Here is a 15,041-nt window from a genome sequence, read left to right as displayed (position 1 = left end):
CGGCGGCCTGTCCTTTCCACAGCGGGAGACCGACAGGCCACTATCCATGACCAAGCCACGCCTCACCCGCGTGCCTCCTGCCAATGCGGATAGGTGACGTAGGCGGTGACCGCGCCTTGCTCGTGCGAGCGGATGGTGACCGTCTCCCCCTTCGGCATGTAGACGATCTCGCCGGGCCCCGCGGTGACGGTGCTTCCGTTGCTCGTCACCGAGAGCTTTCCTTCGAGGACCAGCATGACGTCGTCGACGGTGAGCTTTTCGTCGAGGTTCTGGTTCGGCCCATAGCGGCCGAAGCCGATGGTGACAGGTCCGCCGTGGCGCTGGTCGATGACGTTGCCGGCGAAGATCTCGCCGTCCTGACCGGGCGAGCGTTCGAACGAGGCGTCGGCGATGGCGAATTTCTGGACTTTCATGGCAGCTTTCCGTCTTGCGCCAGAGCCTGGCGGAGGGGGAAGCGATAGACGCGCGAGCAGGTGTTTTGTTCACGCCGGCTGCGAGGCGGTTTGACGCAGGAGTGGTTGCAGCGATTCAGCCGCGCTCCGGCCCACGCATGCCGCTGAAAAACTCCACCAGGCTGAACGGCGCGCGCTCGCCGAGGCAGAGCTCCAGGATCTGGTGCGCGCCGATCGCTGCCGATTGGCTGCGCGGGAACAACGCCGCTTCGTAAGCCGCGAGCGCGGCCTCGACGTCGTCGGGGCGGGCAGCGATGGCTTTGCCGAGCTCGGCGCCGTCGAGCATCGCGAGGTTGGCGCCATCGCCGGCCGGCGGCATCAGATGCGCGGCATCGCCGATGAGCGTCACCCCGGGCGCACGATCCCAGCGATGGTCGTTCGGCAGCGTGTGGAGCATGCGCAGCACCGGTGGCGTATCGGCATCGGTGATCAGCGCGGTGAGATCAGGCGCCCAGCCGCCGAACTCGGCCGCAATGCGCGCGACCGCTGCGGGAGCGTCGCTGAAGTCGATCGCGGCAAACCATTCGGCGGAGCGGTTCAGTGCGATGTAGGCGTGAAGCACGCTCTCGGGTTCGCGGTGCGCAAAAATGCCCTTGCCGGGTGCGAGCGCGAACAATGCACCGCTGCCGACCGCTTCGGCTGTCGCTGGGTGCCTGGAGTCGGCGTCGCGCAGGTAAGCCTCGATGAACGACGTGCCGACATAGCGGGGCACAGCATCCGACAGCAGCGGCCGCACCTTCGACCATGCGCCATCAGCACCCACGAGCAGTTTTGTGCTCACGCTCGATCCGTCGGCGAATGTCAGCTCATGCCGGCCGTCGCCTTGCGCCTCGGCGCTCGCGAGCTTCTTGCCCCATTGGATCGTCGCTGGTGGAAGAGAATCCAGCAGGATGCCCCGCAGGGCGCCCCTGTTCACCTCGGGCCGGCCGCCCGTGCCGTCGTCGGGTTCGTCGAGCAGCACTTTGCCGTTCCGGTCGAGCACGCGCGAGGCCTGGCCACCGGTGTGGATGAGTTTGTAAAATTCCTCGAACAGGCCGGCTGCCTTGAGGGCAAGCTGTCCGCTGTCGTCGTGGATATCGAGCATCCCGCCTTGCGTCCGCTCCATCGCCGAAGCTTCGGCCTCGTAGATGTGCACGGGAATGCCATGCAGGTGGAGCACGCGGGCGAGGGTGAGGCCGCCGAGGCCTGCACCGACAATCGTGACCGGTGTCGTCATCGGAAAGCCCTTCACCAAAGATAATGGAACGCTGTTCCATAGTATTGGAGCAGCGTTCCATTCATGTCAAGATGGCGTCCATGGCGAAGAAGACGCACCGGATTGAACGGCGAAGCGACGCGCTCTCGAGGGAGCGGATCATCGCGGCCGCAATCGAGATCCTCGACCGCGGCGGCGAGGGCGCGTTGACCGTCCGTGCGCTCGCGGCGCATCTCGCAACTGGCAGCGGGGCGATCTACTGGCACGTCGCCGATAAGAACGAGCTTCTCGCGACGGCTACCGACGATATTATTGCCCGTGTCGTGTCGGAGGTGGCCGGTGGCGCCAGGCCGCGCGAGGCGATCCGCGCGGTGGCGCTCGGCGTGTTCGACGCGATCGACGCCCACCCCTGGGTCGGTGCGCAGCTGTTCCGCGAGCCATGGCGGCCCGCAACGCTGGAGATCGTCGAGAGCGTTGGCAGCCGCCTCAAGGCGCTTGGCGTGCCCGAGGCCGCACTCTTCGATTCCGCATCAGCGCTCGTGCACTACATCCTCGGCGTCGCCGGACAGAACGCCGCCAATGCCCGCCTTGTTGCACCCGGGACGGACCGGTCGGTTTTTCTCGCCGGTGTCGCGGGCAAGTGGGCCGCACTCGACCCCGCGAAATATCCGTTCGTACGGCAGATGGCGACGCAACTGCGCGACCACGACGACCGCGCGCAGTTCCTCGCCGGTGTCGACTTGATCCTGGCGGGGATTGCGACTGCTCAAGCGTAGGGTAGATGAGCCGCAGTGCCTAATCCGCCATCTTTCATCAAAGCATACTCAGGACGGCGGATTACGAATCCGCGCTACGGTCGCGATATTTTCTCGAACCTCTTCACCAGCCGATCCCGCTTCAGCCGTGACAGCCGCTGGATCCAGAACATCCCGTCGAGCTGGTCGATCTCGTGCTGGTGGCAGACGGCGCGCAAACCGTCGGACTCCTCGCTTTGCATGTTGCCGTCGAGATCCCAATAGCTGATCCGCACGCGAGCGTAGCGCTGCACTTCGTCGTTGACGCCGGGCATCGAGACGCTGCCTTCCTTGTGCAGGATCATCTCGGGCGAGGCCCATTCGAGCTCAGGATTGACGTAGGTCTGCGCACCCGTCTTGGCATCGAGCTCGAGCACGACGACGCGCAGGGGCACGCCGATATGCGGCGCGGTGATGCCGATGCCGGGCGCGGCGCGCATGGTCTCGAGCAGGTCCGTTGCGAGCTCGCGCAAGCCGTCGTCGAAGACGGTGACGGGGCGGGCGGGCGTTGCGAGACGGCGGTCGGGGTAACGGAGGATCGGGCGAATGGTCATGCGGGGGCTCCTACCACTCACGGATCGTTGAAGCATCACATTCTTGACGGCCTACCAACTGGAAGGTAGTTGAGCTCCATGACCAACGCTTCCTCGACCGCCGACGACATCCTGACCTGCGCGCGCAGCCTGATCATCGCGGGCGGCTATAACGGCTTCAGCTACGCTGACGTCGCCGAGGTCGTCGGCATTCGCAAACCGAGCATTCACCACCATTTCGCCAGCAAGGTCGATCTGGTCCGCACGCTCTTGTCGCGCTACCGCGGGGAAGCGGAGGCGGGGCTGGCGGCCCTCGAGCGCAATATCCCTGATCCGCGCGACCAGCTAAAAAGCTACCTCGGGTACTGGGAGGCGTGCATCACCGATGCAACCGCGCCCTTCTGCGTCTGTGCGCTGCTGGCCAGCGAGCTTCCGATCCTGCCCGAGGAAGTCGCGCTCGAAGTCCGTGCGCATTTCCGCTTCCTGGCGTCGTGGCTGACATCGGTGATGGAGCGGGGAAAACGGAAGGGGCGGCTGCATCTCTCCAGCACGGCGAAGGTCGAGGCTGAAGGATTCATGGCGACCATCCACGGCGCGATGCTGTCGGCGCGCGCCTATGGCGATCCAAAGATGTTCGGTGTGATCACCGCACCCCTGCTGGAGCGGCTGTCCAGCAAGCACTGAAACATTTCGGCGAAACGACACGGCATGCCCCGCAGGCACGCCGGGTGAGAGCATCTTGTTGTGTGCGAAACTACCAACTAGTAGGTAAAGGAGAGAGAGTGCAGTGGCCCATCATCAATTAGATCTCGTTCGTGCCGATCGCGAGCGATGGCTGAAGCAATACTATTTCATCCGGGCGGCGTTCTCGGTCGCCTGGGTCGTTGCCGCGTTTGCCGTTGGGTCCTCGTCTCCGGCGATCGCCGGGGCCTTGCTCGTGCTCTATCCGGCATGGGACGCCGCGGCGAACTTTGTGGACGGCTTGCGCAGCGGCGGGCTCAATCAAAACCGCACGCAGGCGCTGAACGTCGTCGTCAGCCTCGCGACCATGATCGCGGTGCTCGTTGCCTTGCAGACGAGCATGAACTGGGTACTCGGCGTGTTCGGCGCCTGGGCGATCCTGTCGGGCCTGCTCCAGCTCGCGACGGCTATCAGGCGCTGGAAGGGCTTTGGCGCGCAATGGGCGATGGTGCTCAGCGGCGGCCAGTCGGCGCTCGCTGGCGGCTTCTTCGTCTTTCAGGCTACAACCCCGATGTCACCCACGATCACGACTGTCGCGGGCTATGCTGCGGTCGGTGCGCTCTACTTCCTGGTCTCGGCAGTGTGGCTCGCCGTCAGCGAATGGCGCCAGCGCGCTCAGCTTGGGTAATGCAAGAGCGGTTTGGGGATGATGTTCGCTGCCATCCCGAGTCATTGATCCCATTGGAGCCGGCACTGCGTATGGGGTTGTTTTCGATATTGTTGTTGGCAACTATGCCGCCAACAACAAGAGTCGGAGGAAACGTCATGCGCAGGATCGCAATCGCACTGGCGGCAACCATCGTAGCCGCAACGCCGGCTGCGGCCGAATACCTGGTCAAGGAGGTCGGCAGCTTCCATGTCGGTGGCCACACCGAAACGTTGAGCGGGCTGCCGTCGAAGGAGATCGTGTTCTCGCCCGGCGCGCCGCCGATCAAGGTCGATCCGAACGGCGAGTTCGAGGTCGAGCAGATGTATGTCCAGTTCGTCAAGCAGGCCGCGCCGAAATCCAAACTGCCGCTGCTGCTCTGGCATGGCGGCGGCCTGTCGGGCGTGACATGGGAGACCAAGCCCGATGGCAAGCCGGGCTGGCAGCAGTTCTTCCTCAATGCCGGCTTCGACGTCTACGTCTCCGATGCGGTCGAGCGCGGTCGCGCCTCCTGGGCGCGCTATCCCGAAATCTTCAAGAGTGAACCGTTCTTCCGGCCGAAGAAGGAGGCTTGGGAGCTGTTCCGGATCGGGCCGAGTTACGAGGTCGGCGGCAAGCGCGAGGCGTTCGAGGGCGAGCAGTTTCCGATCGAGGCGTTCGACCAGTTCGCCAAGCAGGGCATTCCGCGCTGGGCCACGAATGACGCCGCCACGCAAAAGGCCTATGACGCGCTGGTGCAGAAGGTGTGCCCGTGCATCGTCCTGGTCCACAGCCAGGGCGGCAATTTCGGCTTCACCGCCGCGCTCAATGCGCCCGACAAGGTGAAGGCGCTGATCACCATCGAGCCGTCGGGCGCACCGGATCCGGCCAAGGCCGATGCGGCAAAGCTCAAGGGCGTGCCGCATCTGATCGTGTGGGGAGATTTCCTCGACAAGGTCCCGGTGTGGTCGAAGCTCGCAGTCAACCCGACCAAATGGGGGCAGGCGGTCGCGGCCGCCGGCGGCAAGGTTGACACGTTCGAGCTGCCGAAGATGGGCATCAAGGGCAACACCCACATGATGATGATGGACCGCAACTCGGATGACGTCGCAAGGCTCGTCAACGACTGGATCGGGAAGCAGGGCCTGTCGAACTAGGCGTGGCCCGCGGCAGGGTAACGAGGAGTTCCCGTCGGACAGAAAATGGATAAGGGATTGTCGGCCCCCACGGTTCCCATTCGTCTTCCACCCAGACAGACCTGACGGGAGACCAACATGAATGCTTCCTCCTATCGCTGGGTGATCGTCGCCGCCGGCGGCCTGCTCGGCTGCGTCGCGATCGGCGGCATGTTCTCGCTGCCGGTGTTCCTGCAACCGATCGCCAGGGACACCGGATGGTCGGTGACGGGCATTTCCAGCGCGATGACGATCGGCTTTCTGGCAATGGCCTTCACCAGCATGGCCTGGGGCACGCTGACGGATAAGTTCGGACCACTGCCGGTGGTGCTGACGGGATCGACCGTGCTGTCGCTGAGCCTGTTCGCGGCGAGCCATGCGACCTCGCTGCTCGTCTTCCAGTTCGTGTTCGGCCTCTTGGTCGGCGCCTCCTGCGCGGCGATCTTCGCGCCGATGATGGCGACCGTCACCGGCTGGTTCGACACCCATCGCAGCCTCGCGGTGTCGCTGGTGTCGGCCGGCATGGGCATGGCGCCGATGACGATGGCGCCGCTCGCGGCCTGGCTCGTCTCCGGCCACGACTGGCGCACCTCGATGCAGATCGTGGCGCTGGTGGTCGGCGCCATCATGATCCCGGTCTCGTTCCTGGTGCGCCGCCCGCCCGCGCTCGCGCATGCCGTGGCCGCGCCATCCGGCGAAAGCGCGGGGCAGGCTGAGATGTCGATGGGCGAGGCGCTGCGCTCGCCGCAATTCCTGATCCTGCTCGCGACCAATTTCTTCTGCTGCGCCACCCATTCCGGACCGATCATCCACACGGTCAGTTATGCCGTGAGCTGCGGCATTCCGCTGGTCGCGGCGGTGACGATCTACAGCATCGAGGGCTTTGCCGGCATGGGCGGGCGCATCGCCTTCGGCCTGATGGGTGACCGCTTCGGCGCCAAGCGCGTGCTGGTGACGGGCCTGCTGCTACAGGCGTTCGGCGCACTCGCCTATGCCTTCGCGCACCAGCTCGCGACATTCTACGCAGTCGGCGCCGTGTTCGGCTTCATCTATGCCGGCACCATGCCGCTCTACGCGGTGCTGGTGCGTGAAAACTTTCCGCTGCGCATGATGGGTACGGTGATCGGCGGCACCGCGATGGCCGGCAGCCTTGGCATGGCCACCGGCCCGCTCGCCGGCGGCCTGATCTACGACGCCTTCTCCAGTTACGCCTGGCTTTACATCGCTTCCTGGGCGATGGGCCTGGGTGCGTTCCTGATGGCGATGAATTTCCGGCCGTTTGCGAAGCCGCAGGGCGAGGCGGCAGCGCCGGCGACGGCGTGAGCGTCAACGCCGCTCTTGGTCGCGCGTCCGCTGATAATGCCGGTGCGCCTTGGCGCGGTTTCCGCAATCGCCCATCGCGCACCAGCGCCGGTTCTGCGCGCGGCTCTCGTCGACGAAGAGCCAGCCGCATCCGCGGTCGTCCTGGCATTGTTTCACGCGTCGCGCCCGCGGTCCGGTCATCAGCGCGGCGGCCGAAGTGACGATGGGCTTGAGCAAGTCGGGCCCGTCGCCTTCGGACGTCAAACTCCACCCTACGTCGCCGCTGATCCAGTTGAGCGTCGCCGCCGGCATCGACCGCGCAAGCATCTGGTTAAAGGTCTTCAGTGCTGCCTCGGCAGGCGCGTGTTGCTCGATCCGGGCGATGAGGATGCCGTAGATCGCTTCGCGCAGCATGATCGCGTCGCGATATGCGGCCTCGCCGCGCCCGACGTCAGCCTGCCACGCGGACCGAATGCGTTTCAGCTCGCGCGCACTGCCGATGCCGTTCTCTCCGAGCCACGCAAGGAGCTCATCGGCGTCCGCGAGCCGTTCCTCGGACGGATCGCGCAGTCGCCATGCCGCCGTGTTGACGAACCGGATCGCCAACTCTTCACCGTCCGCATTCTCGCGGGAACTGTCGGTTTTTTGGGAACCCAAAGCGCACCCGCACGGTTGGTCAATCTAACCACATAACAGGTTATGAGATCATCATGCGGCTTTCAAGGGTGCATCTGGCGATCATCGCGGCATTTGCCGCCATCTATATCATCTGGGGCTCGACCTATCTCGCTTTGGCGCTGGCGCTGCAATCCCTGCCGCCATTCACGCTGATGGCCGCACGATGCCTGGTCGGCGGGGCCGTCCTGTACGGGGCCGCACGCGCCACTGGTGCTTCCTCGCCGTCGCCGAGAACCTGCATCGTCGCATCGGTTTGCGGCGTCCTCTTCTTCGTCGGATGCCATGGTGTGCTCGCCTATGCGCAGCAGCGGGTGCATTCGGGCCTTGCCGCAGTCTTCCTTGCAACGATTCCACTCTGGATCGTGCTGTTGCAGCTCGTCTTTTCCGGCAGCGAGCGCCCAACGTGGAAGACCGTGACGTTCCTCATTCCCGGTATCGCCGGCGTCGCCCTGATCGCGTCTCACGAGGCGTCTGCGGGCAGCGGCGGGCTGCGCGCAAGCGACGTCCTTCTACTGCTGGGCGCAGCGCTGTCCTGGGCGGCCGGCACCTTCGTATCCGAGCGCCATTCCGGGGCATTCTCGCCTGTCGGGCTGTCTGGGCTGGAGCTGCTTGTCGGCGGGGTGGTGTTGCTGGCGGTCGGCGCAACACGCGGCGAATTCAGCAGTCTGCATCTGTCGAACGTCTCGGTCGCGTCGATCGCAGGCTGGGCCTATCTGACATTGATGGGCACCGTGGTCGCGTTTGCAGCCTATACTTGGCTGCTCAAGCAGGTGCCGACGACGCTGGTCGCCACCTACACCTTCGTCAATCCGATCATCGCGGTGCTGCTCGGCTGGGCCTTTCTCGGCGAGACGCCATCGCTGTGGATGCTTGGAGGTGCAGCACTGGTCATTGCCTCGGTCGCGGGCTTGCTGCTTATGCGAGGCAAATCGCCGGGAACAGCGCGTAAATCATGGTCGGTCCAGCTCTCCGCGCGCTAGAGCTGGGCCTCGATTGCGATCTTGTCGATCACCGACCACACCTGCCGGATTTTTCCGTCGCGGAGTTCGTAAAATACGTTCTCGCAGAAGGAGACCCGCTTGCCGTTCACATCGAGCCCCAGAAATTTCCCGACCGGCGTGCAATCGAATTTCAGCCGGGCCGCGATGCGGGGCGGATCGGAGATCAGCAGATCGATGCTGAAATGCAGATCCGGAATCTGGCGAAAATCCTGTTCCAGCATCGCGCGATAGCCGGGAAGGCCGAAGGGCCGCGCGTTGTGCGCGACGTCATCATGCACGAACTGCCCGAGCGCTGACCAATCCTGCCGGTTCAGGCAGGCGATGTAGTCGCGGTAGAAGTCGGCGAGATCGGCACTTGTCATATCGAAGCTCCCAAGGCTTCGATGATAACGCGGAGGAGAGGAATTGGGCTCAGCTCATAGCCGCTTTTCGAAGAACAGGTCGGGATAGGGATCGTCGTTAAAGCGCGGAATCTCGGTCCACCCGGTGCTGCGGTAGAGCTGGCCGGCTTCCGGCAGCGCGCTGTTGGTGTCGAGCCGCAGCAGCGCGATGCCGAGCCCCCGCGCGGCATCTTCAGTCGCATCCATCAGGCGCCGGCCCAACCGCAATCCGCGCGCGGCGGGGGCGACCCAGAGGCGCTTGATCTCGGCGTAACCGTGATCGGTTCCCTTCAAGCCGACGCAGCCGATCGGCAGCGTGTCCGACATCGCGACGATGAAGGTGCCGCGCGGGGGACGCATGTCCTTGGCATCCGGGTCTCTCGAAAGAGAAACGTCAAACCCCTGTTTGAAACGGCGGCCGAGCTCGGAATAATACTCGCCGAGGCAATAGCGGGCTTCCTCGCTCTGCGGGTCCATCTCGGCGAGCGCGACGCGGTCGCGCGTCAGCGCCGAGGCGATCAGGTCCATCGCCGCCAGCAGCGCATCGCGCTGCGAATGCTGCGCGAGGAAGCCCTCGGCCTGCGCGTTCGACAGCGCCTCATAGGCCGCGAACTCGCGACGGCCCGCACGCGTCAGCTTGGCCACACGGCGGCGCGCATCGTCCTCATGCGCGGTGGTCTCGACCACCCCTTCGTCCTCGAGGCTGCGCAGCAGCCGGCTCATCAGGCCGGAATCGAGCGCGAGATAGTCGCGGATCTCGGCCACGTCCGAGCGCCCGTGCCCGATCGCATTGAGCACCCGTGCAGCGCCCAGCGGCCGCCCGCGCCCGAGAAACGAGGTGTCGAGCGCACCGACGGCGGAGGTGACGGCGCGGTTGAAGCGGCGGACGCGGGAGACGGGGTCGAGCATGATATCTGACTTTAGTCAGATATCATCCCCAGTCAATCCAGGTTCACTTCACAAGCGTCAGCAGCGGCTTGTTCTTCTCGACGACGTAGGTCGCGAGTTCGCTCGCAGGCAGCGTGCCCACGTTCTTCGCCGCATGCACCGTGCCTGCCGGGATGAACAGCACGTCGCCGGCCTTCAGCGTCACCGGCGGCTTCCCCTCGACGTCGTATTCGATAGCGCCGGCCAGCACGTAGATGATCTCTTCGCCGGGATGGGTGTGCCGGCCGAACGCGACGCCGGGGGCGAGGTCGACGCGCACCTGCACGGCCTCACGGCCGGGTGCGCTGAGATCGTGGCGCTGAAGGTCGGTGCGCGTCACGCCGGCCGGCTGGGCGTGCGCTGCCGCCGGCAGGGTGAGGAGATTTGTGGCGAGGATGGCGGCGCTCGCCAGCATGCGGGCGGCTCGCAAGAGGGAATGGCTCATGGTCAACTCCTTGGTGTTCGCTTGATGGCCCACACCGCGCGCCCGGCCGATGCCGGCCGGGCCGCTTCGCGCAGTTTCAGACCAGCGTGGTCGTTACCTCGATGTTGCCGTGCACCGCTTTGGAGTAGGGGCAGATGCCGTGCGCCGCCTCGATCAACTCCTGCGCGACCGCGCGGTCGACGCCGGGCACGCTGACGTCGAGCCGGGCGCGCAGGAAGAAGGCGCCGCCGGCGTTGTTCAGGTCGATCGCGGTGTCGACAGACGGCTCGCTCGGCAGCTTGACCTTGCGCTGAGCGGCGGCGAGGCCGATGGCGCCGAGGTAGCAGGCCGACCAGGCGGCAGCGAACAGGTTTTCGGCGGCCGGGTGCGGCTGGGCCAGCTTGATGTCGAGCGTGCCGTCGCTGGCATGCGCGGCGCCATTGGGGCCGGAGGTGACGTTGGTCTTGCCGGTGAAAAGAACCTTTGCAGTGGCGGTCATGGTCATAATCCTTTGCTTGGTTATTTAGATCGTGTCCGATCTAATCGGGTGCGTTGTGAAATAAACCCGACACCGCACCTGGTCAAGCTCTTCCGATTTAATCGCATGCGATTTATATGGTGGATACGATCACGAATTGCGGAGGTTCCAATGGCCCGTCCCCCCAAATCTGCCGGCAAAGGCCGAAAATTGTCGAACTTTCTGTGCTTTGCGATTTATTCGGCCAATCTGGCGTTTGGCCGCGCCTACAAGCCGCTGCTGGACAAGGTCGGGCTGACCTACACCCAGTACATCGCCATGGTGGCGCTGTCGGACGAGGACGAACTAACCGTCAGCGCGCTCGGCGAAAAGCTGTTCCTGGAATCCAACACGCTGACGCCCATTCTCAAGAAGCTCGAGCAAATGGGCTACATCGACCGCCAGCGTGATCCCGCCGACGAGCGGCAGGTCCGGGTGAGCCTGACAACGGGTGGCAGAAAGCTGATCGAGCAGGGGCTCGGCGATTCCCTGATCGAGGCGACCGGGCTCGGCGGCGAATTTCCGGTGGTGCAGGCGACGGTAAGCCGGCTGCGTGACAACCTGCTGCAGCACACGCAAGCGGGCAACGCGAAAAAGAAGCACTGATCAAGACGCGTGGGGGCGCGTTCGGAGGCAACAATGCCTCCGAGGCGGATATGAAGGACGAGTGTGCGCCGGTCTAGTTGTAGATCGCGCGCGGAATCATCCACGCCGCAAAGGTCTGCCACAGGCCGTCCTCGCGGCGTCGCTGATAAGTAACGAAGTCGGCCTCTTCACCGTGCACCAGTTCGTAGCGATGGGTCTTGGTGGATGCCGTGCGGGACTTGGTCATGGAAAATCTCCATTGGGAATGAACTTTCCATTGAGCTAGTTGCGGTGCAGCATGGTGCCAGTGGGAGGATGAGGATCATCTCATCACGTTGTGGAGAGGGAACCGGCCCTACGCCAGCTCACGCTCACTCCAGCCCCAGCGCCTTGCGCGATTTGCGCGTGAGCTTTGCGACGATCAGGGCATGGGCCTGCGCGAGATAGCCGATCAGCTCCGCATCGCGCAGCGCGTTGTTGCCGACGAGCTGTACCCATTTGGCGCGTGCCAGATAGGGTGCCGGCCGCGCCAGCCCGTGCTCGATCAGCATTCCATAAGCCATGTCCGAGACCTTGAACATGTAGCCGCCGGAGCTTGCGGCAAATCCGCCGCCGAGCGCGAACATCTTGCCGCCGACCTTGAACACGGAGGTGCCTTCCCACTGTACCACCTTGGTGGCGGCGGGCAGGCGCAGGCAGTGCGCTTCGAATGTCTTGGGTGTCATGCGATCGCGACCGAGACGCAAGGCCCGCCTTTATGGCAGCATACGCGTTCCAACCAGGGATGAATTGCCATGTCGCGCATTTCGATCAAGACCAGGGACGACCTGCCGGACGCAATTAAGCCGCTGTGGGACAAGATGACAACCTACGGTGCGTTCGAGAACCAGGCGGGTGTCATGGCGCACCGCCTGCCGATCTTCAAGCACATGTGGTCGCTGCTGGTCGATCTCGCCCAGGAAGGCAATGTGTCGAAGCGCCATCTCGAATTGGCGCTGGTCACGGTCTCGCTGCTCAACAAATGCGACTATTGTGTCTCGCACCACGCGCCAAAGCTGGCAATCCAGGGCGTATCGGAAGAGGGCGCTGCGCGCCTCGTCGACTACAAGGACCATCCCGAGCTCGATGAGCTCGACAAGCTCGTCGTCGAATATTCCGTTGCCGTCACCAACAACTGGAACAAGACCCGCGACGAGATCTTTGTCCGCCTGCGCGCGCATTTCTCGGAAGCGCAGATTGTGGAGCTGACCTGGCGCATCGCACTGTGCGGCGCCTTCAACCGCTTCAACGACATCCTTCAGCTCGAGGTCGAGCACGGCGTTCCCCACAGCGAGGCCGCCGAATAGCGCTGCGCCGCCGATTCCGCCGGGGAATCGGCGCAAAGGTATCCGATCACGGATTTGTTGGTTGCTGGCGCACGTCATGAACGACAACGCCGAGCCCGACTATCTCGATTTCATCCGCGATCCCCAAAACGGCTTCGTCTCGATGACGCTGCCGCTCAAGGGCGGGACGGAGTTGTCGCTGAAGGTGAGGTGAGCCGTCAGGCCGCGTCCTTGGCGCGATAGGCGTCGGGAACCACGAACACCTCGTCGGCGCGGCCATAGCCGCCATCTGGCACTTCCTCGATCAATACCATCGTGTGCGGCCGTGCCGCTTCGCCAAAATAGTGGACGAACAGCGCGGTGAGGTTATGCACGATCTCCGCCTTCTGGCTGCGCGACAGCGCGGCTTGCGGGATCTTGATGTTGGCGAAAGGCATGATGGGTGTCTCCGTGTGAAGTGTCGTGTGATGCGTCAGACCACGCCGCCATTGGCGCGGATGACCTGGCCGTTGATCCAGCCGCTGTCTTGTCCTGCGAGGAAAGCGACGACACCTGCGATGTCGTCGGGCTGGCCGAGGCGGCCGAACGGATTCATGGCGGCGACGGCGCGCACCTGCTGCTCGCTCTTGCCTTCGAGGAACAGCCGGGTCTCGACCGGCCCGGGCGCGACCGCGTTGACGGTGATGCGCCGGTTGCCGAGTTCCTTGGCGAGGATGTGCGTCATGGCTTCGACCGCAGCCTTGGTCGCGGCGTAGACGCCATAGCCGGGCTGATAGAGGCCGATGACACTTGAGGAGAAGCTGACGATGCGGCCGCCGTCGCGGAGCCGCCGCGCGGCTTCGCGCAGGGACCGGAACACGCTGTCGAGGTTGATCGAGGTCTGGCGTGCAAACGCCTCGTCGGTCACCTCGGCAAGGGGCCCGAGCTCCATCACGCCGGCATTGTTGACGAGGATGTCGACGCCGCCGAAGGCGTGCTCGGCCGCATCGAACAGCCGGGCCGGCGTTGCCGGATCGGCAAGATCAGCCTGCACGGCGACGGCGCGTCCACCGGCGGCTTCGATCTCGCCAACGAGCGCCTCGGCAGCGTCGCGGCCCCTGGCATAATTGATAGCAACCGCAATTCCGTCCTGCGCCAGCCGGCGGGCGATCGCAGCACCAATGCCGCGGGAGCCGCCGGTCACGATGGCCGCGCGCTGGGATTGATTGGTCATGGCGGGATTCATGGCGGGATTCATGACAGGTCTCCTCAGGTGTGGTCTGACCGAGAGATACCTGATCGCTGTGGCCGGATAATCGCCTTAGGCTTGCCATGACTTGTCGGCTGTGGTGAACAATCGCCCATGGACCGATTTGACGCCATGCGCCTGTTCGTCCGCCTCGTCGAACGGCAGAGTTTTACGGCCGCCGCGGCCGACCTCGGCATTCCCCGCTCGACGGCGAGCGAGGTGTTGCGCGGTCTCGAGGCGCGTCTCGGTGCGCGCCTGCTCGAGCGGACGACGCGGCATGTCACGCCGACGCTCGACGGCGAGGACTATTACCGCCGCTGCGTCGCCATTTTGGCGGAGGTCGAGGAAGCCGAAACCGCCATGCGCGATGCGCGGCCGCGCGGCCTCTTGCGCATCGACGCGCATCCCTTGCTGACCCGCACCTTCATCCTGCCGCATCTGCCGGAATTTTTGGCGTGCTATCCGCAGCTCGAATTGCAGATCGGGCAGGGTGACCGCCTGGTCGATCTCGTCCGCGAGGGCATCGACTGCGTGATCCGCTCGGGCGAGCCCGAGGACAGCGGGATGATCTTGCGCCGGCTCGGCACCATCGCGGAGATCACGGTGGCGAGCCCGGCCTACATCGCCAGCCACGGCATGCCCGTGACGCCTGATGCGCTCGACGGCCACCAGATGGTGGCCTTCGTCTCCTCGCGCACCGGCGATGTGTTGCCGCTGGAATTTTCCGTCGCGGGCGGGCTTCGGCAGGTCGTGCTGCCGGGCCGGGTTCGCGTCAACAATTCCGACACCATGGCCGATCTCGCACGGCTCGGCTTCGGCCTCGCACAGGCGCCCCGCTATCGTTTCGCTGACGATCTCGCCAGCGGCGCGCTGGTCGAGGTGCTCGCCGACTATCCGCCGTCGCCGACGCCGCTCTCCGCGCTCTATCCGCAGAACCGCCAGCTCGCGCTGCGCCTGCGTGTGTTCCTGGACTGGATTTCGGGCATTTTTGCCGAGGCGAAGCTGTGAGGGGGCGTTGGTTGGCTGCAAAGCTCCGTCCGGGCTACGAGACTTTGTGGTGCCCGTCGGGCAAAACACACAACCAACGGGTCAATCCACCCGCGTGAAAATATTCCACTTTACCGAAATTCGGCTTTGGCGTAGTCATGCGCCACCTCAC

General features: G+C 64.6%; 21 protein-coding genes. 9 read left to right on the top strand and 12 right to left on the bottom strand.

Annotated elements, in window-relative coordinates; genetic code table 11:
- Positions 1-62: 62 nt before the first annotated feature.
- Entirely contained in the window at positions 63-413 is a 351-nt protein-coding gene (locus B5V03_RS26730; RefSeq protein ID WP_129273344.1) for a cupin domain-containing protein, read from the bottom strand.
- A gap of 115 nt (positions 414-528) precedes the next feature.
- Positions 529-1,668, bottom strand: coding sequence for an FAD-dependent oxidoreductase (locus B5V03_RS26725; protein ID WP_129273343.1), 1,140 nt, complete (start codon positions 1,666-1,668; stop codon positions 529-531).
- An 80-nt stretch (positions 1,669-1,748) separates the two neighbouring features.
- Between B5V03_RS26725 and B5V03_RS26720 the strand changes: the two genes are divergently transcribed.
- Positions 1,749-2,423 carry a TetR/AcrR family transcriptional regulator gene (locus B5V03_RS26720; protein WP_206736195.1) on the top strand — a complete coding sequence of 225 codons (675 nt, stop codon included), beginning with the start codon at positions 1,749-1,751 and terminating at the stop codon, positions 2,421-2,423.
- Positions 2,424-2,497: 74 nt separating this feature from the next.
- On the opposite strand, the gene B5V03_RS26715 is transcribed toward B5V03_RS26720, so the two are convergent.
- Positions 2,498-2,995 carry a peptide deformylase gene (locus B5V03_RS26715; protein ID WP_129273342.1) on the bottom strand — a complete coding sequence of 166 codons (498 nt, stop codon included), beginning with the start codon at positions 2,993-2,995 and terminating at the stop codon, positions 2,498-2,500.
- Positions 2,996-3,073: 78 nt separating this feature from the next.
- On the opposite strand from B5V03_RS26715, the gene B5V03_RS26710 reads away from it, so the two are divergent.
- The 4 genes from B5V03_RS26710 (at position 3,074) to B5V03_RS26695 (ending at position 6,838) form a co-directional block, all read left to right on the top strand.
- On the top strand, positions 3,074-3,658 hold the full coding sequence (locus B5V03_RS26710; RefSeq protein WP_129273341.1) for a TetR/AcrR family transcriptional regulator: 585 nt from the start codon (positions 3,074-3,076) through the stop codon (positions 3,656-3,658).
- 103 nt (positions 3,659-3,761) lie between these two features.
- Positions 3,762-4,343 carry a DUF308 domain-containing protein gene (locus tag B5V03_RS26705; RefSeq protein WP_129273340.1) on the top strand — a complete coding sequence of 194 codons (582 nt, stop codon included), beginning with the start codon at positions 3,762-3,764 and terminating at the stop codon, positions 4,341-4,343.
- A 137-nt stretch (positions 4,344-4,480) separates the two neighbouring features.
- Positions 4,481-5,497, top strand: coding sequence for an esterase (locus B5V03_RS26700; RefSeq protein ID WP_129273339.1), 1,017 nt, complete (start codon positions 4,481-4,483; stop codon positions 5,495-5,497).
- 117 nt (positions 5,498-5,614) lie between these two features.
- Positions 5,615-6,838 (top strand): MFS transporter, encoded by a 1,224-nt coding sequence (locus B5V03_RS26695; protein ID WP_129273338.1) that lies wholly within the window; start codon positions 5,615-5,617, stop codon positions 6,836-6,838.
- Between the two features lie 3 nt (positions 6,839-6,841).
- Here B5V03_RS26695 and B5V03_RS26690 read toward each other — a convergent pair whose 3' ends face one another.
- Entirely contained in the window at positions 6,842-7,474 is a 633-nt protein-coding gene (locus B5V03_RS26690; protein WP_245502346.1) for a CGNR zinc finger domain-containing protein, read from the bottom strand.
- A 53-nt stretch (positions 7,475-7,527) separates the two neighbouring features.
- On the opposite strand from B5V03_RS26690, the gene B5V03_RS26685 reads away from it, so the two are divergent.
- Positions 7,528-8,475 (top strand): DMT family transporter, encoded by a 948-nt coding sequence (locus B5V03_RS26685; protein ID WP_129273337.1) that lies wholly within the window; start codon positions 7,528-7,530, stop codon positions 8,473-8,475.
- On the opposite strand, the gene B5V03_RS26680 is transcribed toward B5V03_RS26685, so the two are convergent.
- From B5V03_RS26680 to B5V03_RS26665, 4 genes are all read right to left on the bottom strand, one after another.
- The gene (locus B5V03_RS26680; RefSeq protein WP_129273336.1) at positions 8,472-8,858 is read right to left on the bottom strand and encodes an ester cyclase; all 387 of its coding nucleotides are present in this window, start codon (positions 8,856-8,858) and stop codon (positions 8,472-8,474) included. The genes B5V03_RS26685 and B5V03_RS26680 overlap by 4 nt on opposite strands.
- A gap of 54 nt (positions 8,859-8,912) precedes the next feature.
- Positions 8,913-9,785: a bifunctional helix-turn-helix transcriptional regulator/GNAT family N-acetyltransferase gene (locus B5V03_RS26675; RefSeq protein ID WP_129273335.1), complete on the bottom strand. Its 873-nt coding sequence runs from the start codon at positions 9,783-9,785 to the stop codon at positions 8,913-8,915.
- 43 nt (positions 9,786-9,828) lie between these two features.
- Positions 9,829-10,248 carry a cupin domain-containing protein gene (locus B5V03_RS26670; protein WP_129273334.1) on the bottom strand — a complete coding sequence of 140 codons (420 nt, stop codon included), beginning with the start codon at positions 10,246-10,248 and terminating at the stop codon, positions 9,829-9,831.
- Positions 10,249-10,324: 76 nt separating this feature from the next.
- Positions 10,325-10,726, bottom strand: a complete 402-nt coding sequence (locus B5V03_RS26665; protein ID WP_164988302.1) for an Ohr family peroxiredoxin — start codon at positions 10,724-10,726, stop codon at positions 10,325-10,327.
- A 150-nt stretch (positions 10,727-10,876) separates the two neighbouring features.
- Between B5V03_RS26665 and B5V03_RS26660 the strand changes: the two genes are divergently transcribed.
- Positions 10,877-11,350 (top strand): MarR family winged helix-turn-helix transcriptional regulator, encoded by a 474-nt coding sequence (locus tag B5V03_RS26660; protein ID WP_129273332.1) that lies wholly within the window; start codon positions 10,877-10,879, stop codon positions 11,348-11,350.
- 73 nt (positions 11,351-11,423) lie between these two features.
- Here the strand turns inward: B5V03_RS26660 and B5V03_RS41680 are convergent, their stop codons facing one another.
- Both B5V03_RS41680 and B5V03_RS26655 read right to left on the bottom strand, forming a co-directional pair.
- Positions 11,424-11,576 carry a hypothetical protein gene (locus B5V03_RS41680; protein WP_164988301.1) on the bottom strand — a complete coding sequence of 51 codons (153 nt, stop codon included), beginning with the start codon at positions 11,574-11,576 and terminating at the stop codon, positions 11,424-11,426.
- A gap of 124 nt (positions 11,577-11,700) precedes the next feature.
- Complete coding sequence (locus tag B5V03_RS26655; protein WP_129273331.1) at positions 11,701-12,054, bottom strand: MmcQ/YjbR family DNA-binding protein; 354 nt, start codon at positions 12,052-12,054, stop codon at positions 11,701-11,703.
- Positions 12,055-12,123: 69 nt separating this feature from the next.
- Here B5V03_RS26655 and B5V03_RS26650 point away from each other — a divergent pair, with 69 nt between their 5' ends.
- Positions 12,124-12,675 (top strand): carboxymuconolactone decarboxylase family protein, encoded by a 552-nt coding sequence (locus B5V03_RS26650; RefSeq protein WP_129273330.1) that lies wholly within the window; start codon positions 12,124-12,126, stop codon positions 12,673-12,675.
- A 197-nt stretch (positions 12,676-12,872) separates the two neighbouring features.
- Here B5V03_RS26650 and B5V03_RS26640 read toward each other — a convergent pair whose 3' ends face one another.
- Both B5V03_RS26640 and B5V03_RS26635 read right to left on the bottom strand, forming a co-directional pair.
- Positions 12,873-13,091, bottom strand: coding sequence for a tautomerase family protein (locus B5V03_RS26640; protein ID WP_129273329.1), 219 nt, complete (start codon positions 13,089-13,091; stop codon positions 12,873-12,875).
- 35 nt (positions 13,092-13,126) lie between these two features.
- Positions 13,127-13,867 carry an SDR family oxidoreductase gene (locus B5V03_RS26635; RefSeq protein ID WP_129273600.1) on the bottom strand — a complete coding sequence of 247 codons (741 nt, stop codon included), beginning with the start codon at positions 13,865-13,867 and terminating at the stop codon, positions 13,127-13,129.
- A 129-nt stretch (positions 13,868-13,996) separates the two neighbouring features.
- On the opposite strand from B5V03_RS26635, the gene B5V03_RS26630 reads away from it, so the two are divergent.
- A complete protein-coding gene (locus tag B5V03_RS26630) occupies positions 13,997-14,890 on the top strand; it encodes a LysR family transcriptional regulator (protein WP_129273328.1) in 894 nt (297 codons plus the stop codon).
- Positions 14,891-15,041: the final 151 nt, after the last annotated feature.

It is taken from the genome of Bradyrhizobium betae, assembly GCF_004123905.1.
Taxonomy (GTDB): domain Bacteria; phylum Pseudomonadota; class Alphaproteobacteria; order Rhizobiales; family Xanthobacteraceae; genus Bradyrhizobium; species Bradyrhizobium betae_A.
Note: the sequence above shows the minus strand (reverse complement) of the source record. Positions and strands in the feature narration are given on the sequence as shown.